Below are 25,823 nucleotides of genomic sequence, written 5' to 3'. Positions count from 1 at the left end.
GGACAATAGGTTGACATGGGGTCACGACGCGGTTTGAATGGCAGTACCCGCGACCGACCGCGACCCACCCGCACGCCGACGTGCACTGGAGGCATCTGATGAGCACCAACCTGAACTCGATGGTGGAGGCCAACCCGACCACCGTGCTGTGGAACGACTCCGCCGATCCCGTCGAGCTCAAGCAGTCGATCGAGTACGGCGCGGTCGGTGCCACGTGCAACCCCGTCATCGCCGTCACCTGCATCAAGGCGGACCTGCCCCGCTGGAGCGCCCGCATCAAGGAGCTCGACACCGAGATGCCCGAGGCCACCGAGTCCGAGATCGGGTGGAAGGTCGTCGAGGAGCTGTCGATCGACGCCGCGAGGCTCCTGGAGCCGGCGTTCGCGAAGTATGCCGGCCGCAACGGCCGCCTCTCGATGCAGACCGACCCGCGCCTCGCCCGCAGCGCCGCCAAGCTCGCCGACCAGGCGGAGTACTTCAACGGGCTGGCCGACAACATCATCGTCAAGATCCCCGCCACGCGTCGCGGCATCGAGGCGATCGAGGAGGCGACCTACCGCGGGGTCAACATCAACGTGACGGTGTCCTTCACGGTGCCGCAGGCCGTCGCCGCCGGGGAGGCCATCGAGCGCGGGCTGAAGCGCCGCGAGGCGGAGGGCAGGAGCATCGAGGGGATGGGCCCCGTCGTCACGATCATGTGCGGCCGCCTCGACGACTGGCTCAAGGAGTGCGTCGAGGCCGACGGCATCGACATCGACCCCGAGCACCTCGAGTGGGCGGGCGTCGCGGCGTTCAAGAAGGCCTACGGCATCTTCCAGGAGCGCGGCCTGCGAGCCCGCCTGCTGTCCGCGGCCTTCCGCAACACCAAGCAGCTGTCGGAGTTCGTCGGTGGGGACGTCGTGATCTCCCCACCGTTCAAGTGGCAGAAGCAGATCGTCGACGGCGGCGAGGAGCTGCCCGAGCGCATGAGCGCCCCCGTCGACCAGGCGATCGTCGACGAGCTCTATGCCAAGATCCCGGAGTTTCGCCGGGCCTACGACGTCGACGGCATGACGCCCGACGAGTTCGACACCTTCGGCGCCACCCGCAAGACGCTGCGCCAGTTCCTCGCCGCCGACGAGGAGCTCGACCAGGTCGTGCGTGACATCCTCGTCCCGGCACCCTGACGCGACCAGACCGAGGAGGACGTCGATGACCTCGACCTACCCGTATGCCGGAGCACCCACCGTGCGGCTGACCGTGGCCCAGGCGGTGGTGCGCTTCCTGGCCAACCAGTGGTCCGAGCGTGACGGCCAGGAGCAGCGGTTGATCGCCGGCTGCTTCGGCATCTTCGGCCACGGCAACGTGGCGGGGGTGGGCCAGGCGCTGCTGCAGGACGACGTGGCCGCGACCGCCGAGAGCGAGCGCGCGGGCTCCGAGTCCGCGCAGGCGACCCAGCACCTGCCGTACTACCTGGCCCGCAACGAGCAGGGTGCCGTCCACGCGGCCACGGCATACGCCAAGACCAAGGACCGGCTGCAGACGCTCGCGGTCACGACCTCCATCGGCCCCGGCGCGACCAACATGGTCACCGGCGCGGCCCTGGCCACGACCAACCGGCTGCCCGTGCTGCTGCTGCCGTCCGACCAGTTCGCGACCCGCTATCCGGACCCGGTGCTGCAGCAGCTCGAGGACCCGCGCAGCCTGGACGTGTCGGTCAACGACGCGTTCAAGCCGGTCAGCCGCTTCTGGGATCGCATCAACCGGCCCGAGCAGCTCATCCCGAGCCTGCTCGCCGCCATGCGCGTGCTCACCGACCCCGCCGAGACGGGCGCGGTGACGATCTGCCTGCCGCAGGACGTCCAGGCCGAGGCCTTCGAGTGGCCGGTCGAGCTCTTCGCCAAGCGCGTGTGGCACGTCGCGCGTCCCGTGCCCGAGCCCGCCGCCCTGCAGCGCGCGGTCGAGGCCATCAAGGCGTCGAAGCGCCCGCTGCTGGTGGCCGGCGGTGGCGCGATCTACAGCGGGGCGAGCGAGGTGCTGCGGGCGTTCGCCACCGCGACCGGCATCCCCGTCGCCGACACGCAGGCCGGCAAGGGCGCCATCAACTGGGACCACCCGCTGTCCGTCGGCGGCGTTGGTTCCACGGGAAACAGTGCCGCCAACACCCTCGCCCGCGAGGCCGACCTGGTGATCGGGGTGGGGACGCGCTACAGCGACTTCACGACGGCGTCGCACACCGTGTTCGCCGCGGACGACGTGCGATTCATCAACGTCAACGTCATGGCCTTCGACGCCGCCAAGCACAGCGCGACGATGGTGGTGGCGGACGCGCGCGAGACGCTGACCGCGCTCCAGGGAGCCCTCGAGGGCTGGACCACCGATCCGGCATACCTGCAGCGCGCCGCCGACCTGTGGGCCGAGTGGGACCAGGTCATCGACGAGTGCTACCACCGCGACCACCAGCCGCTACCGGCGCAGACCGAGGTGTTCGGCGCGCTCAACGAGCTCATGGGCGAGCGCGACGTCGTGATCAACGCGGCCGGCTCGATGCCCGGTGACCTGCAGGCCCTGTGGCGGGCGAAGACCCCCGAGCAGTACCACCTGGAGTACGCCTACTCCTGCATGGGCTACGAGATCCCGGCGGCCATGGGCGTGCGGCTCGCGCTCGACAGCGACGGCCACGAGGACCGGCAGGTGGTGGCGATCGTCGGCGACGGGACCTACCAGATGATGCCGATGGAGCTCGCGACCATCGTCTCGGAGGGGCTCAAGGTCATCGTCGTGCTCCTGCAGAACCACGGCTTCGCGTCGATCGGTGCGCTCTCGGAGTCGCGCGGGTCGCAGCGCTTCGGCACGAAGTACCGCATGCGCAACCGCGACTCCGGGCGTCTCGACGGCGAGAAGGTGCCCTTCGACCTCGCCGCCAACGCCGCCTCCTGGGGCGCGGACGTGCTGCGCTGCAACGGGATCGAGGAGTTCCGGGCCAGCTACGCCACGGCCGCCGCGGCGGACGGGCCGGTCGTGCTCTACATCGAGACCAACCTCTACGGCCCCAACCCGCCCGGGCACGCCTGGTGGGACGTGCCGGTCTCGGAGGTGTCCGAGCTGGAGTCCACGCAGCAGGCCTACGCCGAGTACGCCGAGGAAAAGAAGGCCCAGCGCCACCACCTCTGACCGGAGCAGGACGTCGTATGCCGGAGCTCAGCCTCCTCGCGTGGTCGCTGCTGGCGGCCGGTGCCCTCGTCGTCGGCTTCTCCAAGACGGCGATCGGCGGCGCCGCGATGGTGGCGGTCGGGCTGTTCGCGCTCGCGCTGCCGGCCAAGGAGTCGACCGGGACGCTCCTGCTGCTCCTGCTGGTCGGTGACCTGGTGGCCACGCGGGCCTACCGGCACACGGTCGATCGGGCGCTGCTGCTTCGTCTCGTCCTGCCGGTGCTGCTCGGTGTGGGGCTCGGCGTCGCCTTCCTGGCGCTCGTGGACGACCTGGTCCTGCGGCGCACGATCGGGGTGATCCTGCTGGTGCTGCTGGGAATTCAGCTGTGGACGACGCGACGACCCGTGTCGGGCAAGGGTTCTCGTGCTGCCGGTCGCGCGTATGGCGCCCTCGCCGGCTTCACGACCATGGTGGCCAACGCCGGCGGACCCGCCATGAATCTCTATCTCCTGCGCGAGAACTACGAGAAGTGGACCTTCCTGGGCACCACCGCGTGGTTCTTCCTCGCGGTCAACCTCGTCAAGCTGCCGTTCATGGTGGGGCTGGGGCTGGTGACCGGGCGAGGCCTCGTCCTGCTGCCGCTGCTCGCGCCCGTGGTGCTGCTGGGCGCCTGGGCCGGGGGCCGGGTCGTGGCGCGCATCGACCAGGTGTGGTTCGCGCGGATCGTGACCGCGTTCGTGGCGGTCAGCGCGGTGCAGCTCACCCTGCTCTGACGGCGGTCGCCGCGCCCTGCCCGCCGTCGAGGGGTCGCAGAGTCACGCGACACGCCGGGCTCCGCGTCATTCGCGTCCTCTCGTCCACGCAGGCGCACCGCGCGCGTGGGGCGGCCGGCGCTGGGGTGGGCGCGGACGGCATACGGCGGGATCGGCGAGCCGATGTCGAGAAGGCTCGCGCGGCTCCGTCCCTGGGGTGAGTGCGGCCACAATGGCGGCACCGGCGACAAGGAGAGAGCCATGGCCAAGTACCTGCTGCTGAAGCACTACCGGAGCACCAAGCCCGACGACGCGGAGCACGACGTGCCGATGGACCGCTGGACGCCTGAGGAGGTCGACGCGCACATGAAGTACATGAACGACTTCGCCGACCGGCTGCGCGGCTCGGGCGAGTTCGTCGACGGCCAGGCGCTCGCGCCGGACGGGCTGTGGGTGCGCCACGACGGGGCGGGCAGGCCGCCGGTGACGGACGGGCCGTTCGCCGAGACCAAGGACCTGATCGCCGGGTGGATGATCATCGACGTCGACTCGCAGGACCGCGCGATCGAGCTGGCGGGCGAGCTGTCGGCGGCGCCGGGCGAGGGTGGGACGCCATACCGCGAGTGGCTCGAGGTGCGTCCGCTGCTGCAGTCCGCGCCCACCGTCACCGAGTGAGCGGGTCGAGACGGGTCGGCCCATGGACGACGCCCACCTGCGGGAGCTGATCCCCGCGGTCATCGGGGTTCTCGTCCGGCGCGGAGCAGACTTCGCGTCGGCCGAGGACGCCGTGCAGGAGGCGCTGGTCAAGGCCCTGGAGGTCTGGCCGGCGGACCCGCCACGCGACCCGCGGGCCTGGCTCGTGACGGTGGCGTGGCGCAAGCACGTCGACGCCGTGCGGTCCGAGCTGGCCCGCCAGGCCCGGGAGGAGCTCGTCCACGAGGAGCCTCCGCCGGGCTCGGTCACGTCGGTCGACGACACCTTGCAGCTCTATGCGTTGTGCGCGCACCCCTCGCTCACCCCGGCGTCCGCGGTCGCCCTCACGCTGCGCGCGGTCGGGGGACTCACGATGCGGCAGATCAGCGAGGCCTATCTCGTGCCCGAGGCGACCATGGCGCAGCGGATCAGCCGCGCCAAGGCCCGCATCGCCACCGTCGACCTCGGTGCTGAGCCGCGTGACCTGGCGACGGTGCTGCGGGTGCTCTACCTGGTGTTCAACGAGGGCTACTCGGGGTCGGTGGACCTCGCGGCGGAGGCCATCCGGCTTACCCGGCAGCTCGTGGCCCTCACCGACGATCCCGAGGCGATCGGCCTGCTCGCCCTCATGCTCCTGCACCACGCGCGCCGCCCCGCCCGGTGGACCGCGGCCGGTGGTCTGGTCACGCTCGCCGAGCAGGACCGCGCGCTCTGGGACACCGCCCTGATCGCCGAGGGCGTCGAGCTCCTGCAGGGCGCACTCGCGCGAGATGAGTTGGGGGAGATGCAGGCTCAGGCCGCGATCGCAGCCCTCCACGCCGATGCGCGGAGCGCGGACGAGACCGACTGGGTGCAGGTCGTGCAGTGGTATGACGAGCTCGTGGCCCTCACCTCGTCGCCGGTGGCTCGCCTCAACCGGGCGGTCGCGGTGGGCGAGGCGGACGGCCCGGCAGCGGGGCTGGCTGCGCTCGCCGAGCTGGACGCGACCCTGCCGCGGCACACGGCGGCCCGGGCCTACCTGCAGGCGCGACTCGGCAACGACGCGGTCGCGGCGGACCTCTACGTGACGGCGGCGCGGGAGGCGATCAACGCGGCCGAGCGCGACCACCTGACCCGCGAGGCGGCGCGGCTGCGCGCGTCGGCACGATCACCCATGATGGAACGATGGATCGTCCGGCACTCGTGACAGGTTCGTCGGGGCGGACACACTCACGCTCGTGGGGCTTGCCGGCCCTGGGCCTCGGGCCGGAGTCCGGGGCGTGGGGACAGGTCGGGGCGAGCGGGTCGTATGCCGAACCGCCCACCGCCCACTCGCGCGCCAGCGCATCGAGGGGTCACGAACTCGCGCGACACGCCGTGCAGCGCGACATGCGCGTCCCCTCGTCGGCGCCGCACGGGCGGCGGGCACCCCACCCCACGATCGTGAGGGTTTGGTCCAAGAATGTTGGAGAAAACACTCACGATCCTGGTGGGACGGGTGGGGCGAGCTCAGGCGCGGGCGGCGGCCTCGAGGAGGGTGGAGGCCGCCATACGCAGGCCGTCCATCGTCGACATGGCGGCGTCCTCGTGCTCGATGTTGATCACCATGTCCTCGTCCACCTCCTTGAGCGCGCGCAGCACCTCGACCCAGTAGTCCACGTCGTGACCGACGCCGACCGCCACGAACCGCCACGCGGGGTCCTGCGGCCAGGAGGCGCACCAGTGGTGGTAGCCGACGGGCACCTTGCCCTCCGCCTCGGGCGGGACGACGCCGAAGTCGACGTCGAGCACGCCCTTGGTCTTGACGCCGTCGAACAGCGCGACGTCCTTGGCGGCGGCGAAGAAGATGCGGTCGCCGAGCGTGCGGACCACCGTGGGGACGTCCATCTGCTGCCACATCAGGTGCGAGGTGTCCATCTCCACACCGACGTTCGTGGCGCCGGTCTCGTCCAGCAGCCGCTGGTAGGTCGTGGTGTTGAAGACCAGGTTGCGCGGGTGCAGCTCGAGGGCGACGCGCACGTCGTGGTCGCGGGCGAAGCGGTCGATCTCGCGCCAGTAGGCCACGGCGATCGGCCACTGGTGGGCGAGGATCGCCTGGTCCTGGCCGTGCCAGGCGTTGACGACCCAGGTGGGGAGCGTCGCGCCGGGCTCCGCGCCGGGCAGGCCGGACATCGTGATGACGTGCTTGACGCCCAGCGCCGCGGCCAGCTCGATCGACCGGCGCACGTCCGACGCGTGCTTGGGGCCGTCGGACGCGTTGGGGGACAACGGGTTCCCGTTGCAGTTGAGGGCGGTGAGCTCCATGCCCTTGTCGGCATACACCCCCAGGTAGTCCTCGCGGGCCGAGGCCGAGGCGAGCAGCCCGTCGACGTGGATGTGCGGGGCGGGGATGAAGCCGCCGGAGTTGACCTCGACCGACGTCAGCCCGAGACCGCGCAGCGTGTCGAGCATCTCGGGGAGGGACTGGTCGGCCAGGCAGGCGGTGTAGGCGCCGAACTTCATGGTCAGAGCTCGCTTCCGGGGGCGGGGACGGCGACGGAGGCGCCGCCGGACTGGTGGGACCGCACGACGGCGTCGACGACGAGCATCGTGCGGTAGGCATCGGTGAACGACGCGTTGGGCGGCGTGCCGTGGTCCAGGCCCGCCACCTGGTCGAGGAAGGCCCGGCACTCGTAGGCGAACATCTCGGCGTTGCCGCCCCCGTTGCCGGCGGCCTGCATCGGGTAGCCGCCGTTGAAGTAGGGCAGGTGGGGGCCGGCGATGATGCGGCGCTCGCCGCGGGTGGTGGCGTCGGGCTGCTCGTCGTCGTAGGTGTACTCGGCGGGGCGGTGCCAGTCGACCGCCGCGCGCCCCTGCAGGCCGTAGACCTCGAGCCGCAGGCCGTTGGGCATGCCGAACGCCGCGCGCGAGCAGGCCAGCGTCGCGGCCACGCCGTTCGCGAAGCGCGCCGTGAACGTCGCGGTGTCCTCGTTGGTGACCTCGCCCGTCTCGTCCGAGACCGGCGCGGCGCCGTGGCCGACGACGAAGCCGAGCGGCTTGGGTCGCTCGGTGACGAGGGTCGACAGGGTGCCGCCGGCGACGGACTCGATGGGCCCGCAGACGAATTCGGCCAGGTCGATCAGGTGGGCGCCGACGTCCGCGAGGGCACCGCTGCCCAGCGGACCGGTGAAGCGCCAGGTCAGGGGACCGCCCGGGTCGCACGCGTAGTCGCAGTCGTAGCGACCCTCGACCAGTGACAGCGGCCCCAGGTCGCCGTCCGCGACGTGCTGGGCGACGCGGGCCATGGCGGGGTTGCGGCGATAGGTGAAGCCGACGCCGGTCACGACGCCCGCCTCGCGCGCGGCGCCCTGCTCGAGCTCGGCCATCGCGCCCCCGTCCTCGAGCGTGCCGGCCAGCGGCTTCTCGCAGAACACGTGCTTGCCGGCGCGCACCAGGGCCTCGGCGATCGGGCGGTGCAGGTCGTTGCCGACGACGATCGAGACGATGTCGATGTCGGGGTCGTCGACGATCTCCTGCCAGCTGCCCACGGCCTTGTCGTAGCCGTAGCGCCGCGCGCAGTCCTCGGCGAGCGGGAGGTTGGCGTCGGCGATCGCGGCGAGCCGCACCGGCGGCAACCCATCGAGGTCGAACATCGTGGTGGCCATGCGCCAGCCGTTGGCGTGGCTGCGCCCGGCCATCCCTGCGCCGATGACGGCGACGGACAGGGGCTTCGTGCGGTCGGTCATGGTGATGCCTCTCTGCATCTGCGGCCGGTCGATCCACCGAACCGGAACGTTCCGGTAAAGTCAACGCTAGGCCCCCACCACAGGCCTGTCAACAGATTGTCAGGACATGATGAGGAGGGCTCGTGGCAGCCGGACGCGTGACCATCGTCGACGTCGCCCGCGAGACGGGGATCTCCGTCTCCTCCGTCTCCGTGGCCCTGCGCGGGGAGCCGGGCGTGTCCGACGCGACCCGCAGCCTGGTCCTGGCCGCGGCGGATCGCCTTGGCTACCAGCCGGATCGGCGCGCCCGTGGGCTGCGCGAGCGGCGCAGCCGGGTGGTCGGGGTGACCTTCGGGTTGCACCAGACCTTTCACGCGGCCCTGGTCGAGAGCCTGTATGACGCCGCAGCCGGCCGGGGCCTCGACCTCGTCCTCAGCGCGACGACGCCCGGTCGTGACGTCGCCGCCGCGGTCGACAGCCTCCGCCACGAGCGGTGCGACGCGGTGATCCTGGTCAGCCCCGACGTCGACGCGGCCACCCTGGCCGACCTCGGGTCCCGGCAGCCGACCGTCCTGGTCGGCTCCGACCTCACGGCGCCCGGGGTCGACACGGTGCGGGCGGACGACGACGCCGGTATGGCGCTGCTCGTGGGTCACCTGCTCGAGCGGGGTCACCGCTCGATCAGCTTCGTCGACGGCGGGGATGCCGCGATGGGCGCGACGCGGCGCGAGGGCTATTGCCGGGCGATGCGCGCGCACGGGCTCGAGCGCGAGATCGACCTGCTGCCAGGGGAGCCCAGCGAAGACGCCGGCGTGCGAGCGGCGACCACGCTGCTGGCACGCCACGCACCCCCGTCGGCGGTGCTCGCCCACAACGACATGATCGCGACCGGGCTGCTGCTGACGCTGCGGTCGGCCGGGGTGGCGGTGCCGGAGGGGCTGGCGGTGGCGGGCTACGACGACACGCGGCTGGGGGCGCTGTCGAGCATCGACGTCACGACGGTGTCGCAGGAGCCGGCACGCCTGGCCGAGGAGGCGCTGCGGCTGGCGCTGTCCCGCGCCGAGGGGCGGTCGGCCGGTGAGGCGTCGGTCGTCGTGCCCCCGCGGCTCGTCATACGGTCCACGACCTGATCAGCCCCAGAGCCCCAAAGCCGCTGCAGCCCAGAGCCCCAATGCCCCCGACAACGTGAGTGTTTTGTCCACGATTGTTGGACCGAACACTCACGATCGTGGGGCTGTCGGGGAGGTCAGCGGAAGACGGCGTCCAGCGCCGGGATCCGCTCGCGATAGCCCGTGAGCAGCAGGCGCGCCGTCACGACCGAGTCGACCAGCGGGTGCAGCGCAAAGGCCTGCAGCGCCAACGACTCCGACCCCTCCTGCGCCGCCCGGATCGTCAGCGACTCCACCGCCTTGACCTGCTGCACGAGCCCCAGCGGGTGCCCCGTGAGGGGCACGGCCGAGAGCGGCTGCGGCCCGGACGAGTCCACGATGCAGGGCACCTCGACGACCGCGTCGGCCGGCAGCCCGGGCAGGGCGGTGCCGTTGCGCACGTTGAGCAGCATGGACGCGCGCTCGTTGCGGGCGATCGCGGCCATCAGCGCCAGCGCCACGCCCTCGTAGCCCCCGCCCGCCACGTCGGTGGCGTCACGCTCCTCGCCCTCCTCGCGCGCCTCGGCCATGTAGGTCTCGTCCCGCTCGCGGCGCGTCCGCACCCACAGCTCGTGCGCCTGCTCCGGCGAGTCCCCCACGGCGCGATAGAAGTCCGCCTGCGAGCGCAGGAGGTACTCGCCGCGCGTCTCGGCCGACCCACGGATCCCGGCGACCGCCTCGCGGGTGAAGTAGTAGTAGTAGAGGTACTCGTTGGGGATGGCGCCGATCGCCTGCAGCCACTCGGGGCCGAAGAGTCGCCCCTCCTCGGTCGACAGCAGCAGCTCGGGCTGGGCGAGCAACGAGGGCAGCACATCTCGCCCGTCGTGCACCAGGGTCTGAAGCCAGCCACAGTGATTCAGCCCGGAGTAGCCGAATCGCGTTGCGTCGCCGGGCAGCCCGAGCGCGTGGGCAGCACGCCGCCCCAGCCCGAGCGGCGAGTCGCAGATGCCCATCACCCGGTCGCCGAGGACGGTCTGCATGGCCTGCGTGATCATGCCGGCGGGGTTGGTGAAGTTGATGAACCACGCGTCCGGTGCCAGCCGCGCCACCCGGGAGGCGATGTCGAACGCCACCGGGAGCGTGCGCAGCCCGTAGGCGAGCCCGCCCGGCCCGGTGGTCTCCTGCCCGAGCACGCCGAGGTCCAGCGCCACCCGTTCGTCGCAGGTGCGTCCCTCGAGCCCGCCGACGCGGATCGCGGAGAACACGAAGTCCGTGCCCTCCAGCGCCTCGTCCAGCGAGGTGGTCGCGGTGACCGTCGGCGCGTCGGGACGACCTGCCGCCATCTGCCGCAGCACCCGCTCGATCACCCCGAGCCGGCCGGCGTCGACGTCGTGCAGCACCAGCTCGTCGACGCGGCGCTCGTGCCGGTCGCCGAGCAGCGCGCCATAGACCAGGGGGACGCGAAATCCCCCACCGCCCAGGATGGTCAGTCTCATGCCGTGATCACCTCCGTGCCGAGCTCCGCGAGGGTGGCGAGCACCTGCGGGTCGGCCTTGTCGTCCGTCACCAGGGTGTGTATGCCGTCCGCCCCGCACACGCGCAGGGTGCCGTGGCCGGGCAGCTTGCCGTGGTCGGCGAGCAGCACGACGCGGTCGGCGCAGCGCATCATGGCCCGCTTGACCGGGACCTCGACGAGGGTGGTGTCGAGGACGTCGCCGTCGGCCGTGATGCCGCTCGTGCCGAGGAAGGCCGTGGTGGCCCGGACCTGGCGCAGCGCGTCCTCGGTCAGGACGCCGACCAGCGAGTGATAGGTCCGCCGCACGGTGCCGCCCAGGAGCACGAGCTCGACGGTGCGGTCGTGCCGCAGCTCGTCGAGGACGGCGAGCGAGCTGGTGATGACGGTGATGCGGCGGCCGCGCAGCTCGCGGGCCAGCAGCATCGTGGTCGTCCCGATGTCGAGGAGCACGACGTCGCCGTCGGAGACCAGCCGCGCCGCGCGCCGGGCGATGGCGTGCTTGGGCCGGAGCTCATGGGTCGCCACCCGGTCGAAGGGCACGGGCTCGTCGCGAGCCAGGTCGTCGGGGGGCAGCTGGGCCCCGCCGTGGACGCGGACGAGCCGCCCCGCACGCTCGAGCTCGGCCAGGTCGCGACGGACCGTGGCGTGGCTCGCGCCCGCCCGCGACGCGAGGTCGTCGACGGTGGTCAGGCCGTGGGCGCGCAGGTGGCGCATCAGGGCGGCCTGGCGCAGCTGCTTCACCCGCCCAGACTAGCGCTCACAACCACGCAACCGCGAGCACGATCGTGCAACGAGTGCGCGTTTTTGCTTGCATTCCCTGCCCACCCCGGACGATCATGTGACCCATCGTCCGATTGGTCCTCTCAGCGACGCGAGGCAGACAGCGAGGCAGACACGTGACTGGCCAGACCGGTCCCACCGGCACGTCCTTCGACCCGCTCGCGGACGTCCGCCACCCTGGCGGGCCCGTGATCGACGTCATGCTGCACGGGATGGTCTTCCTCGACATCATCTTCAGCGGGCTCAGCCGCATCCCCGCCGGGGGCGAGGAGATCTGGGCCGACGGGATGGGCTCGTGCCCCGGCGGGTCGGCCAACCTGGCGGTGGCGAGCGCCCGCCTCGGCCTGCGGACGGGCCTGTCGGCGGCCTTCGGCGACGACGCCTACGGCGACTTCCTGTGGAGCACGCTGCAGGACCAGGAGGGGGTCGACCTCAGCCGGTCCCGCCGGTTCGAGCACTGGCACACCCCGGTGACGGTCTCGGTCTCGCACGAGGGCGACCGGCGGATGATCACCCACGGCCACGACGCCCCCATGTCGGCCAACGACCTCATCGGCACCCCGCCCCGCAGCCGGTCCGTGCTCTTCGACCTGCCCTCGGCCGACGACTCGGACGAGCTGCTGTGGATCGACAAGGCCCGCGAGCAGGGGTCGCTGCTCTTCGCCGACGTCGGCTTCGACGGCACCGGCGCCTGGGACCCCAGGGTCCTGGACCCCCTCGACCGCTGCCACGCGTTCACGCCCAACGTCGTCGAGGCGATGGCCTACACCCGCACGGACACCCCCTACGACGCGCTCTACGCCCTGGCCGACCGGGTGCCGCTGGCCGTCGTCACCAACGGCGCCCACGGCGCGCTCGCCATCGACGGCTCCACCGGGGAGGAGGCCACGGTCCCCGCCCTGCGGGTCGAGTCCATCGACCCGACGGGCGCCGGGGACGTCTTCTGCGCGGCCCTGTCCCTCGGCACCCTCGCCGGCTGGCGTCTCGACGACCGCCTCGCCTTCGCCGCCCTGTGCTCCGCGCTCGCGGTCCAGCAGTTCGGCGGCTCCCTCGCCGCCCCCGGGTGGGGCGACATCGCGGACTGGTGGCACGCCCAGCGCCAGTCCCCGTCGCCCACGGCGCTGCACAAGGCCGTGCTGCGTCGATACTCGTTCCTGGACGACCTGGTCCCCGACGTCCCGCCGAGCGCGGTCCGTCGGGCGGCTGCCACCATTGCCCGACGGTCCGACGTGTGACCGCGGCCCTCTCGAAGGAGTCAGCATGAATCGCAAGGCATGTGCGGCCGTGGTCGCGGTCGCCGGGACGGCCCTCGCGGCCTGCGCACCGGGCTCGTCCGGCTCCGGCGGGAGCACGGCGTCGTCCCAGAGCACCGAGCGCGCGGTCAAGACCGACGCCGCCCAGCTCGGCGACGTCACCCTCACGGTGTGGGACCAGGAGGTCCGCGGCGGCGGCAACGCCCAGATGACCAAGAACGTCGCGAGCTTCCAGGCGAAGTACCCCAACATCAAGATCAAGCGCGTCTCCCGGTCGTTCGACGACCTGTCCAAGACGCTGCGCCTGGCCCTGTCCGGCAACGACGCCCCCGACATCGTGCAGGCCAACAACACGCGCTCGCAGATGGGCCAGTTCGTCAAGGCGGGTCAGCTGATCCCGCTCGACCCGTGGATGAAGGCCTACGGCTGGGACAAGCGCTACAGCCAGTCGCTGCGCTCGGTCGTCTCCTACTCGCCGGACGCCAAGACCTTCGGCTCCGGCAACCTCTACGGCCTGCCGCAGGTCGGCGAGGTCGTCGGCGTCTACGTCAACAAGGACAAGCTCGCCAAGGCCGGCGTCCAGAAGCCCACCGACTGGGCGGGCTTCGAGTCCTCGCTGGCAACGCTCAAGGGCAAGGGCGAGGTGCCGCTGATGCTGGGCAACCTCGACAAGTGGCCGGCCGTGCACGTCTTCGGCGTCGTGCAGGGGCAGAACGTCAAGGCCGACGAGATCCGCAAGCTCGGCTTCGGCAACGCCGGCGCCTCGTGGACCTCCGACGGCAACAAGAAGGCCGCGTCGACCCTGGTCGACTGGGTCGACAAGGGCTACTTCAACCAGGGCTTCAACGGCCAGGGCTACGACCCGGCCTGGCAGGCCTTCACCAAGGGGCAGGGCGCCTACCTGATCGCCGGCACCTGGCTGCAGGCCGACATCTCCAAGGCCATGGGCGACAAGGTCGAGTTCATGCTGCCGCCGCCCGCGCAGGCCGGCGGGACGACCTACACCACCGGCGCCTCGGGCCAGCCCTTCGCGATCACCAACAAGGCCAAGAACCCCGACGCCGCAGCGGCGTTCATCAACCACATCACCACCCCCGAGGCGATGAAGGTCATCGCCGAGACCGAGAACCTGCCGGTCGTGGACACGGCGGCCCAGAAGGCCCCCAACGCCCTCGGCCAGCAGGTCTTCACGGCCTTCGACACGACGACCAAGAACGACGGCCTGCTGCCCTACCTCGACTGGGCGACGCCCACGATGAGCGACACCATCGGCGCCGCGCTCCAAGACATGCTCGCCAAGAAGGCCACCCCCGACCAGACCCTCGAGAAGCTCCAGAAGGACTACTCGGACTTCACCTCCAAGGGCTGATCGATGGCCTCGAGCTCCTCGTCCCGCAGGCTCTCCCGACGGTCGGGTGGACCGCCGGGAGAGCCGCGGGCGATCGCCTGGGCGTATGTCGCCCCCGGGTTGCTGGTGTACGCCGCGTTCCTGCTCTACCCGTTGGTGCGATCGATCCAGATCTCCTTCTACGACTGGGACGGGCTGACGCTCGGCACGTGGGTCGGGCTCGACAACTACGTCAAGGTCGTCCAGGACGAGGGGCTGCGCGCGGCGTTCACGCACGCCCTGGTGCTCATGCTCTTCTTCGCGGTGGTCCCGCTCGCCGTCGGGCTGCTGCTCGCGGCGATCCTCAACCGCGCCAAGGTCCGTGGCCTCGGGTTCTTCCGCACGGTCGTGTTCCTGCCGCAGGTCGTCGCGATGGTCGTCGTGGCCGTGGCGTGGCGGCGCATCTACGCCCCCGACGGGACGCTCAACTCGCTGCTGCAGGCGGTCGGCCTGGACGGCCTGACCCGGGCCTGGCTCGGCGACTACGCCCTGGCGCTGCCCGCGGTGGGCTTCGTCGGCACGTGGTTCGAGACCGGCCTGGTCACCGTGCTCATGCTCGCGGGGATGGGCCAGATCGACAAGGAGCTCTACGAGGCCGCCCGCCTCGACGGCGCCGGCCCGGTCCGCGAGCTCTTCTCCATCACCCTGCCCGCCGTGCGCGGCGAGATCTCGGTCGCGCTGACGCTCACGGTCATCGCGGCCCTCAAGACCTTCGACCTCGTCTACGTCACCACCAAGGGCGGCCCCGGCAACCAGACCAGCGTCCCGTCCTACGAGGTCTACCACCAGGCCTTCGAGCTGGGGCAGGTCGGCCTCGCCAGCGCGATCGGGGTGAGCCTGACGATCGTCATCTTCGTCATCTCCTTCCTGATCACCCGTCTCGTGGAGCGAGGTGACGCATGAGGATCTCCCGCGGCGAGCAGATCGCCAACTACGTCATCCTCGGGCTGTTCTCGCTGTTCGCCCTCTATCCCATCCTCACCATCGTCGTGGCGGCGTTCGGCCATGACGAGGGCGCTCCGGGCGGGCCCGCCAACTTCGTCACCGCCTGGGACGTGGGGCACTTCGCGACATACATGCGCACCTCGCTGCTGGTCTCGCTGATCGTCGTGGTGGTGGCCACGCTGCTCTCGATCATGTCCGGCTATGCCCTGGGCGCCATGCGGTTCCGCGGGTCGACGGTGCTCTTCTACGTCTTCCTGCTCGGCATCATGATGCCCGCCGAGGCGATCGTGGTCCCGCTCTACTTCGACCTGCGCAGCCTGGGCCTGACCGACACGATCTGGGCGATCGTGCTGCCGCAGATCGCGCAGTCGGTGGCCTTCGGGACCTTCTGGCTGCGCACCTACTTCCGCTCCTCGAGCCGCTCGATCGTGGAGGCCGCGCGCCTCGACGGCGCCTCGACCTGGCGGATCCTGTGGCAGGTCCTCGTGCCCCTGGCCCGACCCGCCATCACCACCCTGCTCGTCCTCAGCTTCATGTGGACGTGGAACGAGTTCCTCATCCCGCTGGTCATGGTCACCGACGACGGGCTGCGCACCGCGCCGCTCGGCCTCGCGTTCTTCCAGGGCCAGTACACCCAGGGCTTCACCCTGCTCGCCGCCGGTGCCGTGCTCGTCGCGCTGCCGGTGGTCATCGCCTACCTCTTCCTGCAACGCCACTTCATCGCCGGGATGCTCGAGGGCGCCGTCCGCGAGTAGTCCGGCTCCAACCCCCAGAAGGAGCACGGCATGGCACCACATCCCGCGGGACGTCGACGAGGACGCGCCGCACTCACCGCCCTGGCCGCCGTCACGGCAGCCCTCACGGCCGGCACCACGGCCATCGGCAGCGCGGTCGCCGCCCCCTCGGACGACCACGCCGACGCTCGCTCCGACGCTCGCAACGGCAGCCTCCAGGCCTTCGCCCGCGGCCCCGGCCAGCAGGTCCGGGACACGTCCATCGGCGCCCCGGTGGACCTCGGCCTCCTCTACGTCGGGGCCCACCCCGACGACGAGGCCGGCACCCTGTCCACGCTCGGGCTCTGGCGCCAGCGGTATGGCGTGAAGAGCGGCGTGGTCACCGTCACGCGCGGGGAGGGTGGCGGCAACGCCGCCGGACCCGAGGAGGGCCCGGCGCTCGGGCTGCTGCGCGAGGCCGAGGAGCGCAAGGCCGTCGGCAAGGCCGGCATCACCAACATCTACAACCTGGACAAGGTCGACTTCTACTACACCGTCTCCGAGCCGCTCACCGCCAAGGTGTGGGGGCACGACGACACCCTGGCCCGGACCGTCCGGGTGATCCGCCAGACCCGGCCCGAGGTGCTGATGACCATGGACCCGGCACCGTCGCCGGGCAACCACGGCAACCATCAGGAGGCCGCGCGCCTCGCCGTCGAGGCCTACCGCGCCGCGGGCGACCCCGGCCGCTTCCCCGAGCAGATCACCAAGGAGGGGCTCAAGCCGTGGGCGCCTTCGCGGCTGCTGACCCGATCCTTCGCCGGCACCTCGTCCACCGGCCCGACCTGCGGCTCGACGCTGGCGCCGCGGGACGTGACGCGTGACGTCTACGGCGTGTGGGGCGGCGAGCGCGCCCCCGACGGCCGCACCTGGGCCGCCGTGGAGCGCGAGGCCCAGCGGCAGTACGTCACCCAGGGCTGGGGCGGCTTCCCCGACGTGCCGACCGACCCGACCAAGATCGGCTGCGACACCATGACGCAGATCGAGTCGCGGGTGCCGATCCCCGAGCCGGGGTCCGCCGCCGCGACGGCCGCCGACGGCGCCATCGCCGGGGCGCTCACCCGTCCCGCCGGCGCCCTGCCGCTCGGCACCGGCGCCATCCTCACCACCGACCAGGCCGACATCCAGCCCGGCGGCCGGGTCACCGGCACGCTGACGGTGACCGCTCCAGCCAAGCAGGCCCTCACGGGTCTGCGGGCGCAACCGGTCCTCCCGGCCGGGTGGGCGGTGCAGGCCGGCACCGTGCCGACCCGCGTCGCGGCCGGTAGGTCGGTGCAGGTGCGCTTCACCCTGACCGCGCCGAGCGGTGCGGCCACGGGCGCGCGCTCGCGCCTCGCGGTGCGCCTCACGTCGGCCCAGGGCAGCGGCTACGTCGACCGCTCGATCCTCGTCGCCCCGGCCGTCACCGCCCACCAGCAGTGGCTGCCCCAGGTCGACCAGTTCGAGGCCTGGACCCGCGAGGCCCAGGTGCCCCAGCTGAGCGGCACCGTCGCCCCTGTGCTCACCGTGGCCAGCGGCGGGCGGCGCGACATACCGGTCGTGGTCACCAACTCCTCCAGCAGCACCCAGTCCGGCCAGGTGACCCTCAAGCCCCCGGCAGGCTTCTCCGTCGCCCCGGCCGGCCGGGCCTACGGGCCGCTCGCACCCGGGGCCAGCGCCACGGTCACCTTCACCGTGACCAACACCGACGCGACCCTCAAGACGGGCGCGCCCGGAGGCGACTACGCCTACACCCTCGAGACGACCAGCTCGACGGGCACGGCCAGCACCCCGCAGGCGCTCGAGCTCGTCCCGCAGACCGTCGCGGCCAAGGCCAGGCCCACCCTCGACGGCGTCGTCACGCCGGGTGAGTACGGCGGACCGGCCCTGGACATCTCGCGCGTGTGGGAGGGCACGGCCTGCGACTCGGCCGCCGACTGCTCCGGCCAGGCCTGGGTGAGCTGGGACGCCGACACGCTCTACGTCGCGGCCAAGGTCGTGGACGACACCAAGGGCACGGCGCTCGCGACCAACGACTGCAAGCGCCACTGGCGCACCGACTCCCTGGAGATCGCGATCGACCCGCGCGGCACCTCGGAGAACACGTCGACGACCTTCAAGGCGGCGATCCTGCCGTTCACCGCGGAGGGGCCGGCGTGCGGTCTGCGCGACGCCGACAACCACCAGGGCCCGGCTGCCTCGACGGCTCCCGGGATGACGTGGTCCGTCAAGGTCAACGAGCCCTACACCGGCTACACCGCGGAGGTCGCCATCCCGATGAGCGAGCTGCCGTCCGCGATCGACCCGGCGCGCCTGGGGCTCAACGTCCTTCCCTACGACTCGGACACGCAGGACAAGACCGGTCAGACCCGCATCGGCTGGTCCGTCTGGGGCGGCGTGCAGGGCGACCCCTACCGCTGGGGCCAGGTCCGGCTCGACGGCTACGTGCCGCCGGCCGGTCGCTCGACCACGCCCAAGGAGCCGGTGATCCCGCTCGAGGCGCTGTCCTCGCTCGACTCGCCGCAGTCCGTGGCCCAGGCCGTCGTCGACAACGTCGCCCTCGCGGGTGGTCCGTCGGCGACCCTGCGCACCGGTGGCTGGATCGAGTCGGTGAGACCGGCGTATGGCGAGGCCGTGGTCACCGTGCGTGCGGCGCGCGCCGGCGTGGCCCACGTCTCGCTGATGGACGCCTCTGGCGTGCTCGGCCGCCGGACCGTCGAGGTGCCCGGTCGCGGGACGCTCGCGGTGCGGGTGCCGGTCACGCGCCCGGCTGTCGGCACGCCGACCGCGCTCGTGGGCTGGGACGGCCCGGGTGAGACCACCCTGTCGTCGTCCGTGACGCCCTCTCGGTCCGGCCGGTAGTCGTTTGTGGTGCAGGGGCACCCACCGATCGGTGGGTGCTCCTGCGCTACGACCAGCAGGGTCTGGACGCTACAACGAGCAGGCAAGTAGGCATGCGTCCGGTTCGCGTCGGAGGTGGATGGCATCGACTATTGCGCCGTAGCCCCCGCACAGTGTGGCGATGGATTGGCGGGGACACACCCGTGCCCGGCAGCGTTGCTGCCGAGGTCGAAACCTTGGAGGACTACACCGCCCGTGCCGTCGGCCGGGTCGTCGACGAGCTGCGCAGCGCTCGTGACCCGGGGCTGGCCATCTACGACGAGGCCGACCCCGAGTGGAGCGACCTGGTCGAGTCGCTGCAGTTCGAGCGGCCCGTGCCGGCCCGCTGGTGGCGGATGGTGGTGGCGCGGGCGGTGCACGAGGTGCCGGGCGTGCAGATCCGCTCCGTGCGCGACGTGCGGATTGATGGGTGATCACGCAGGTGCCAAACGCATCGGCAGGCAGCGCCCGGTCGTGGTGCCGGATGACTTGTGGGCCGCGATCGCCGCCATCGGCACCCGTGACGGCGTCTCTGGGAGCGTCGTCGTCCGGAACGCGTTGCGGCACTATGTGGAGCTCCCGGCCGAGCAGACCCGGCAGATCACCGATGGGCGGCACGCCACCTCGTGCACGGTGCCCGGGTGCGAGGGAACGCACGCCGCTGGCGGGCCTGTGCCGGCTGCACTACTCGCGCAAGCGCCGCGGTCGCGGCCTGACGGATGATCAACCGGCCCCCGGGTCGCCGTCTGGCCACGGCCGATACGGTCTCCTGGACGATGATGGCGACGCCGCCCTGTGCCTCGAGTGCGGTCTGCGGCGCGCTGCGCTCGGCTACCACGTGCAGGTCGCGCACCAGTTGACCGCGCGGGAGTACAAGCTCCGTCACGGGCTGCCTCTCGGCGCCGGTTTGACGTCGGCCGGCGTGCGCGAAGCGATGTCCGTGAGCGCGCGGGAGAGGGTTGGTACGCCAGGGTGGCGGCTATAGGCGGCCCGAGACCGTCAGGCGGCTAGCGCCGCCCGTGACGAGGAATCTCTGCGTTCACCCGCGACGCTGCGCCGGCCCGTCGGGCGCCGGGCGCGCGTGTAGTGCGACGCGTGTCTGTCGGAGGCTGGCCGTAAGGCTATGGAGCAGCATCACGTCGAGGCGGCCGCCGCCAGAGCCGGTCGAGACGCGCAGATCCTGGAGCTGTGGGAGCAGGGCCAGACGAAAGCGGAGATGGGGCGAACCGTCGGGATGACCGCTCAAGGCGTCGGATACGCGCTGCGCCGCCTGGGGCAGTGAAGGGGCCGTCCACGGACGGCGGTAGCTGTCGTGACCGCCACGGGGGGGGTGAGGTCCATGGTGGGTGATTCTTCGTTTACCCTGGTTGACGTGGCCTGGTGCGAGGCGCACGTTGCAGTGACACACAGGTTCTGCGTGATCACTGAGCGTGTCTAAGCCTGAGGAGCTCGTTATGGCTGGTTCGTCATCGTGGACGGGTCGTACTCGGAAGTCGGTGCTGGTGACTGCTGCGACGGTGTCGTTGGTCGCGACGTCGTTGGGTGGTACCGCCGGGGCTGTGGGGGCGGATCCGAAGCCGCCATCCCCGGGGCATTCGAGGTCGAAAGTGGGCCCGAACCCGGGGGACAAGGGCAAGAAGGCCCCGACCCACCCGGAGGCGCCGGGGTGGGTGAAGGACAAGGTCGCCAAGAGCCGCTGGAGCGCGCCGGGTCAGGTGCGCAGGGGTGCAGTGGGGATGGTCCCGCCGCCGTCGGCGCGGTGGACGTACGAGGGCAGCGGTGATGGTCTCGAGAGTGTGGTGCAGGCCACGGGTGGACGTGCGGCTCCTCACGTGGCTGCGCCGGAGCGGGTCGCGGCGGTGGACCCGGACGAGGCTGTCGCGGCGCCGGGTCTGGGGGTGCAGGGGCACTACGGGATGGAGGAGTTCAAGATCCGCGAGGGGCTGTCGGTCGCGGTGAACGTGGCCAACGGGAATCTGGTGGTCCGGTCGACGGACTTGAAGTTCAACGGGCCGGGGATCGGGACGAGCTGGGACCGGTTCTACAACGGCCTGGCCACGCGCACGGGCGCGTTTGGTGGCAAGTGGTCCCTGTCGGGTGGGCATGACGTGGGCCTGGAGGTCGGGACCTCCACGGTCGTGTTCCGGGGCCCGTCGGGGTTCCGGGCCACGTTCACCGGGTCGGGGTCGACGTGGACGGCGCCGACGGGCGTGAACGCGAAGCTGATCAAGAACGCGGACGGGTCCTGGTCGGTGCGTACCAACGGCACCGGAGAGACGCTGAAGTTCACCGCGGGCGGGTACTTGATCCAGCACAACGACCGCAACGGGGTCGGCCTGAAGTTCTACTACGGGTCGACCACACAGATCCAGAGCGTCGTCGACGCGGCGGGCCGCACGTCGACGTTCACGTACGACGCGGCCAAGCGGATCACCAAGCTGACTGATTCGGCGGGGCGGGCGATCACGTACGCCTACGACGCGGCGGGACGCCTGGCCTCGGACACCAACGCCAACGGCGAGACCACCAGCTACACCTACGACGCGAACGGGCGCCTCGCCCGAATCACCACGGCTCGTGGCGTGACCTTGACCATCGGCTACCAGGCCGGCGGACGCGTGTGGCGCGTGAACCGGTGGACGGGGATGAACGCGACCGGCACCGCGAACGGCACCGATTTCGCGTACGCGGCCGGGTCCTCGACGCAGACGAACCCGAACGGGAAGAAGTGGACCTACGCCATCGACGCGGTGGGGCGGGTCACCAAGGTCACCGACCCGTTGGGGCGGGCACGGTCGGCGTCGTGGACGGCGAACTCGATGATCGCGACCACGACCGATGCCATGGGTGCTGGCGGGACGGGCGGGAACATCACCAAGTACACGTGGGACACGGCGAACAACCCGACCCAGGTGCAGATCCCGACCGGGGCGGTCACCTCGGCGGTGTACACCACCGGTGGGGCGTGCGCCTCGACGGACTCGGCCAACCCGGACCGGCCCAAGTGCCTCACCGACGACGCGGGCAACAAGACGTCGATGGCCTATGACGCGGTCGGGAACCTGACCAGCAAGACCGACACCACCGCGACCGGCGGGGCCGCGTTGAAGTACACGTGGAGCGTGCCCGGCTCGACGGACGGCACGAAGAACTGCTCCCCGTTCGCGGGCCAGCTGTGCACCATCACCAAGGGCAACGGCAACGTCACCCGGTACACGTACAACGCGAACGGGGACTTGACCAAGATCACGCCCCCGTCCCCGCTGGGAGTCCAGTCCTTCGAGTACGACTCCCTGGGCCGGATGACGGCCTCGGTCAACGGCCGCGGGCACCGGATCACGTACACCTGGGACAACCAGGACCGGAAGGTGAGCTACTCCATCCCGGACACCCCCGCGGGGAACCCGTGGACGAACTATCTGACCTACGACGCCGACGGGAACGTCACCTACAACCAGTCGACGCTGGAGTACGACGCGCTGAACCGGCTGGTGTCGATGAAGACCCCGGCGCACGCGAACCCCTCGACCGTGGGCTATGACCCGGCCGGGAACGTCACCACCTCCACCGACCCCGACGGCAACGTCACCACGTACACTTACGACGCCGCGAACCAGGTCACCACGGCCGGGTTCCCCGGCGCCACCTGCGCCCAGGACCTGGTCTCGCAGGCCGGGTGCGTCAAGTTCGGCTATAACGCGAACGGCCTGGAGAACAAGCGGGTCATGCCCGCCAACGTCGTGCAGGACGTCACCTACGACAACTCCTCCCGGGTGACCCGCACCAAGGCGGGTTCGCCGAACCAGGCTCTCCTGAACGACTTCGCGTACACGTACACCGCCGCCGGCGCGGACCGCACCCAGGTGCAGACCATGACCGACCACGTGGGGTACACCGCCAACGGCGCCACGGTCATCGCCAAGGGCGCGGTCACCAGCTACGGCTACGACTCCCTCAAGCGCCTGACCAGCGCGGTCGAGAAGACCCCCGCCGGGGCGGCGTCGGCGTCGTTCACGTACGCGTATGACAAGAACGGCAACCGCACCAGCTACACCCGGTCGGGGAACCTGGGAGGTGCCGGGCAGCCCGGCACCACCAGCTACGGGTACAACGCTGCGGACCAGCTGACCACGCTCAACGGCGACGCCAGCAAGTTCTCCTACGACGCGGACGGCAACGAGCTCACCGCCGCCGGAGACACCGCCGTCGGGGTGCCCAACCACGCCAGTGAGTGGACCGCTGACCACGTGGCCACAGCGATGACCACCAACACCAGCGACCGCTACGAGTACGGGTACGTCCAGCAAAGCAACCAGGGCAACCTCATGTGGTGGAACCACGGTTCCACCCAGCAGCGATCCCCCATCGGACTGGACACCACCCGCACCGACAACGCCGGCACCACCAAGTACCTGCTCTCCCCGTCCGGCAAGCCCCTGGCCTACAAGTGGGCCCCCAACGGCGGGGACTGGAAGACCGACCCCGGCCTTTACTACCTGACCGACCGACAAGGCTCGATCACCAGCACCGCAACCGGCGATCACGGCCTCGAAGCCGCGATCTACCGATACTCCCCCTACGGCGAGTGGCGCGTCGCCGACGAGCACTACGACGGCGGCACCAAGGCCAACCGCATCCAGTTCCACGGCCTGCTCTACGACGACGCCACCGGCCTATACCGCACCGACACCCGCTGGTACGACCCCACCACCGGGCGCTTCACCCAACCCGACACCACCGCCTACGAAACCAACCCCTACCTCTACGCCGCAGGCAACCCCAGCAACGCCACTGATCGGTCAGGGAAGAAGTCCATCGGAGACGCAGTTGGAGACGTGGCTGGCGAGGTTGCCGGAGCGGGTCTGGGATTGGTCTCAAAGGCTGGACCCGTGGGCTTAGGCGTTGCTCTCGCAGGAGGGTGCATCGCAGGAGTAGCCGCGGAAGGAATTGGCAACTACATCGATGGAGAAAGAACATCGGGAGGAGACGTCGCCTTGTCATGCGCAAGCGTTGCGGCTGCGGGTTTCATAGGCCGCGCGGTCGGAAAGTTTGGCAAGAGCACAGGAGGAGACGACTAGACATGGGGGTTTTCCTAGTCTTGGCCGCCCTTGGGATTATGGTCATGTTCAAGGCGGTGATCTCCTGGAGCAACGACAAGTGGTCAGTATGGCCGGTGTTGGCTTCGATGCTATACACGAGCTTGATGCTGGTTGGATATTTCTTCACGCAGTAGCCCGCCAAAGTTCCTCGATTGTGCCCATGCCTTACCGGGTCACTTCAGCGTGCTGACGGCAAGGTGGGTGAACCGCCTGAGGTCTTTGCCGCTCGCATGCGGGCTGCGGCTCGGGGTTGAGGGCAGCGTAGTGGGCGATCTCGTACTCGGTCGGGGGAACGTAGCCCAGCGCGCTGCGCAGGCGCCGGTGGTTGTAACAGCTGACCCATCCGGCGGTGGCATACTCGACGTTGCCAACGGTCTTGTACGGCCCGGCGTGGAAGATCGTCGTGCGGATCCACTCGGTCTTGTACAGGCCGTTGATGCGCTCCGTCAGGGCGTTGAGTCCCCTATGTCAAGCAGCGTGCGGAAGGGTCTGCCCGGGTTTGGTTGACAGGTCAACCAAACCCGGGGCTGACCCCGGCACGGTCCAACTGGTCTGAGGTGTACTGGCAGCCGAGGTCGGCGTGGAAGATGACCCCGGTCGTGTCGCGGAGCCTGTCAATTTGTCTGTGTAAATGGAATGGTTCTCAATGGGTTTAGAGGTGGGCGGTGAAGCGGCCGGGGTAGATGAGGGCGAGCTCGCCCGGGGCGGCTTTCCAGTCGTGGACGGTGGATCCTTCGACGAGGCGGCCGCTGGCTTTGCGTTGGTCGCGGGGTTTGCCGGCTTCCTTGGCGCGTTCTCGGGCTCGGCGGTCCTCGATGTTGCGGATGGCCAGCTACAACAACTTGATGACGGCCGTGTCGGAGGGGAAGTGGCCGCGGGTCTTGATGATCTTGCGCAGCTGGTAGTTCAACGACTCGATCGAGTTCGTCGTGTAGATCACCTTGCGGACCGCCGGCCCGAACGCCACGATAGGGGCAATGCCTGATGTTTGAGATCACCGCGTTCGAACTGATTGTACTAGTGGCTGTTCTATCTGTACTAGTAATTTTGATTCGATAGAGAATTGGCCACCTACGCTCACGGGACTCCACTGAAGTTGACACCACCCGTGTCGACAGAATCAATCGACAGTAGACCTAGATTCGAAAGTGGTCGCGTACACCTCAAATAGTCATCGAATTTAGAGAGTGTACGCGGCCACTCATTCCGGTGGGGGGGGGCTGCTGCACCTACCGCCCGGGCTCTCGGTTACGCTCACGGCCTTGCGTCTGGTCGCGCATCCGGTGGGCGTAGGTGCGTGTCCCGAGGTTCGTCGCGCGGGCTGTCAGGCCGCGCCGTAGGGCCGCGTGGGGTCCGTTCGGGTAACTCGCCGCCCTCCGTAATCCACCGGTCGCGAGGAGGGGCTTTTGGCTCACCAGCTCGCGCACGCCGACGCACGGTGCTGGGGGATGGGGTACACCCCATCGATACCGCCCCAGCGGCACCGCCGTTGCAGGGCAGATAGGGTCCACCTCGCATTTCCCCCACGGTGGGGGTCGCCTCTAGCGGCATAGGGCAGTCTGGGCAGGTCGTCGGGTACCCCCCGCGTGTCGAGGGCGGCGAGGGCGGTGGCGTTGTCGTTCGTGAACGGCGGCGCTGTCGTGGCAGACGACGTCATCGACCCTCAGCAACGGGGCCCTGACTTTGGACAGGTAGTGCGGGATCTGGAGGTGACGGACCGCTGACCTGTGGTGATTTCCTGGGGGTTGGGCAGTTTCACGCACTAACTGGGTGCGTCTAGCCTCCTGGTGTGGCGTTCATCAGGCGGGTGCGGACGAAGTCGGGGGCGACGGCCGTGCAGATCGCCGAGTACGCCGCTGGGCG

19 protein-coding genes and 2 pseudogenes are annotated in these 25,823 nt (G+C 70.5%); 15 read left to right on the top strand and 6 right to left on the bottom strand.

Going from position 1 to position 25,823, the window contains the following annotated elements:
* The first annotated feature begins 98 nt into the window (after positions 1-98).
* From B4E97_RS09175 to B4E97_RS09155, 5 genes are all read left to right on the top strand, one after another.
* Positions 99-1,166: a transaldolase family protein gene (locus tag B4E97_RS09175; RefSeq protein WP_019286878.1), complete on the top strand. Its 1,068-nt coding sequence runs from the start codon at positions 99-101 to the stop codon at positions 1,164-1,166.
* Positions 1,167-1,191: 25 nt separating this feature from the next.
* Positions 1,192-3,153: a 3D-(3,5/4)-trihydroxycyclohexane-1,2-dione acylhydrolase (decyclizing) gene (iolD, locus tag B4E97_RS09170; RefSeq protein WP_286959627.1), complete on the top strand. Its 1,962-nt coding sequence runs from the start codon at positions 1,192-1,194 to the stop codon at positions 3,151-3,153.
* A gap of 17 nt (positions 3,154-3,170) precedes the next feature.
* On the top strand, positions 3,171-3,905 hold the full coding sequence (locus B4E97_RS09165; RefSeq protein WP_239264346.1) for a sulfite exporter TauE/SafE family protein: 735 nt from the start codon (positions 3,171-3,173) through the stop codon (positions 3,903-3,905).
* 240 nt (positions 3,906-4,145) lie between these two features.
* A complete protein-coding gene (locus B4E97_RS09160) occupies positions 4,146-4,559 on the top strand; it encodes a YciI family protein (protein WP_286959625.1) in 414 nt (137 codons plus the stop codon).
* A 22-nt stretch (positions 4,560-4,581) separates the two neighbouring features.
* Complete coding sequence (locus tag B4E97_RS09155; protein ID WP_286959624.1) at positions 4,582-5,763, top strand: RNA polymerase sigma factor; 1,182 nt, start codon at positions 4,582-4,584, stop codon at positions 5,761-5,763.
* Positions 5,764-6,065: 302 nt separating this feature from the next.
* On the opposite strand, the gene B4E97_RS09150 is transcribed toward B4E97_RS09155, so the two are convergent.
* Together B4E97_RS09150 and B4E97_RS09145 are read right to left on the bottom strand one after the other, a co-directional pair.
* Complete coding sequence (locus B4E97_RS09150; protein ID WP_286959623.1) at positions 6,066-7,058, bottom strand: sugar phosphate isomerase/epimerase family protein; 993 nt, start codon at positions 7,056-7,058, stop codon at positions 6,066-6,068.
* A 2-nt stretch (positions 7,059-7,060) separates the two neighbouring features.
* A complete protein-coding gene (locus tag B4E97_RS09145; protein ID WP_286959622.1) occupies positions 7,061-8,281 on the bottom strand; it encodes a Gfo/Idh/MocA family protein in 1,221 nt (406 codons plus the stop codon).
* A gap of 122 nt (positions 8,282-8,403) precedes the next feature.
* Between B4E97_RS09145 and B4E97_RS09140 the strand changes: the two genes are divergently transcribed.
* On the top strand, positions 8,404-9,390 hold the full coding sequence (locus B4E97_RS09140; protein WP_286959620.1) for a LacI family DNA-binding transcriptional regulator: 987 nt from the start codon (positions 8,404-8,406) through the stop codon (positions 9,388-9,390).
* A gap of 116 nt (positions 9,391-9,506) precedes the next feature.
* Here the strand turns inward: B4E97_RS09140 and B4E97_RS09135 are convergent, their stop codons facing one another.
* Positions 9,507-10,844 (bottom strand): 6-phospho-beta-glucosidase, encoded by a 1,338-nt coding sequence (locus tag B4E97_RS09135; protein ID WP_286959619.1) that lies wholly within the window; start codon positions 10,842-10,844, stop codon positions 9,507-9,509.
* Complete coding sequence (locus B4E97_RS09130; RefSeq protein WP_286959618.1) at positions 10,841-11,605, bottom strand: DeoR/GlpR family DNA-binding transcription regulator; 765 nt, start codon at positions 11,603-11,605, stop codon at positions 10,841-10,843. The genes B4E97_RS09135 and B4E97_RS09130 overlap by 4 nt, the downstream gene beginning before the upstream one ends.
* Before the next feature lie 155 nt (positions 11,606-11,760).
* Between B4E97_RS09130 and B4E97_RS09125 the strand changes: the two genes are divergently transcribed.
* From B4E97_RS09125 to B4E97_RS09090, 9 genes are all read left to right on the top strand, one after another.
* Entirely contained in the window at positions 11,761-12,879 is a 1,119-nt protein-coding gene (locus B4E97_RS09125; protein ID WP_414632791.1) for a carbohydrate kinase family protein, read from the top strand.
* Positions 12,880-12,904: 25 nt separating this feature from the next.
* Positions 12,905-14,266: an extracellular solute-binding protein gene (locus B4E97_RS09120; protein ID WP_286959616.1), complete on the top strand. Its 1,362-nt coding sequence runs from the start codon at positions 12,905-12,907 to the stop codon at positions 14,264-14,266.
* A gap of 3 nt (positions 14,267-14,269) precedes the next feature.
* A complete protein-coding gene (locus B4E97_RS09115; protein WP_286959615.1) occupies positions 14,270-15,187 on the top strand; it encodes a carbohydrate ABC transporter permease in 918 nt (305 codons plus the stop codon).
* Positions 15,184-15,984: a carbohydrate ABC transporter permease gene (locus tag B4E97_RS09110; RefSeq protein ID WP_029212031.1), complete on the top strand. Its 801-nt coding sequence runs from the start codon at positions 15,184-15,186 to the stop codon at positions 15,982-15,984. The genes B4E97_RS09115 and B4E97_RS09110 overlap by 4 nt, the downstream gene beginning before the upstream one ends.
* Positions 15,985-16,014: 30 nt before the next feature.
* Complete coding sequence (locus B4E97_RS09105; RefSeq protein ID WP_286959614.1) at positions 16,015-18,843, top strand: sugar-binding protein; 2,829 nt, start codon at positions 16,015-16,017, stop codon at positions 18,841-18,843.
* Positions 18,844-19,058: 215 nt separating this feature from the next.
* Positions 19,059-19,295: a hypothetical protein gene (locus B4E97_RS09100; protein WP_051274139.1), complete on the top strand. Its 237-nt coding sequence runs from the start codon at positions 19,059-19,061 to the stop codon at positions 19,293-19,295.
* A 50-nt stretch (positions 19,296-19,345) separates the two neighbouring features.
* Complete coding sequence (locus B4E97_RS19135) at positions 19,346-19,846, top strand: MucR family transcriptional regulator (RefSeq protein WP_084412836.1); 501 nt, start codon at positions 19,346-19,348, stop codon at positions 19,844-19,846.
* Between the two features lie 138 nt (positions 19,847-19,984).
* On the top strand, positions 19,985-20,143 hold the full coding sequence (locus B4E97_RS09095) for a hypothetical protein (protein ID WP_156911397.1): 159 nt from the start codon (positions 19,985-19,987) through the stop codon (positions 20,141-20,143).
* A 325-nt stretch (positions 20,144-20,468) separates the two neighbouring features.
* Complete coding sequence (locus tag B4E97_RS09090) at positions 20,469-23,939, top strand: RHS repeat-associated core domain-containing protein (RefSeq protein ID WP_286959613.1); 3,471 nt, start codon at positions 20,469-20,471, stop codon at positions 23,937-23,939.
* Positions 23,940-24,191: 252 nt separating this feature from the next.
* On the opposite strand, the pseudogene B4E97_RS09085 reads toward B4E97_RS09090, so the two are convergent.
* Both B4E97_RS09085 and B4E97_RS09080 read right to left on the bottom strand, forming a co-directional pair.
* A pseudogene (locus tag B4E97_RS09085) lies at positions 24,192-24,416 on the bottom strand (integrase core domain-containing protein); the annotation flags it as partial.
* Positions 24,417-24,612: 196 nt separating this feature from the next.
* Positions 24,613-24,933 (bottom strand): annotated as a pseudogene (locus B4E97_RS09080) (transposase); the annotation flags it as partial.
* Between the last annotated feature and the right edge of the window lie 890 nt (positions 24,934-25,823).

The sequence above is a fragment of the Arsenicicoccus sp. UBA7492 genome, from assembly GCF_002479615.1.
GTDB classification, from domain to species: domain Bacteria; phylum Actinomycetota; class Actinomycetes; order Actinomycetales; family Dermatophilaceae; genus Arsenicicoccus; species Arsenicicoccus bolidensis.
Note: the sequence above shows the minus strand (reverse complement) of the source record. Positions and strands in the feature narration are given on the sequence as shown.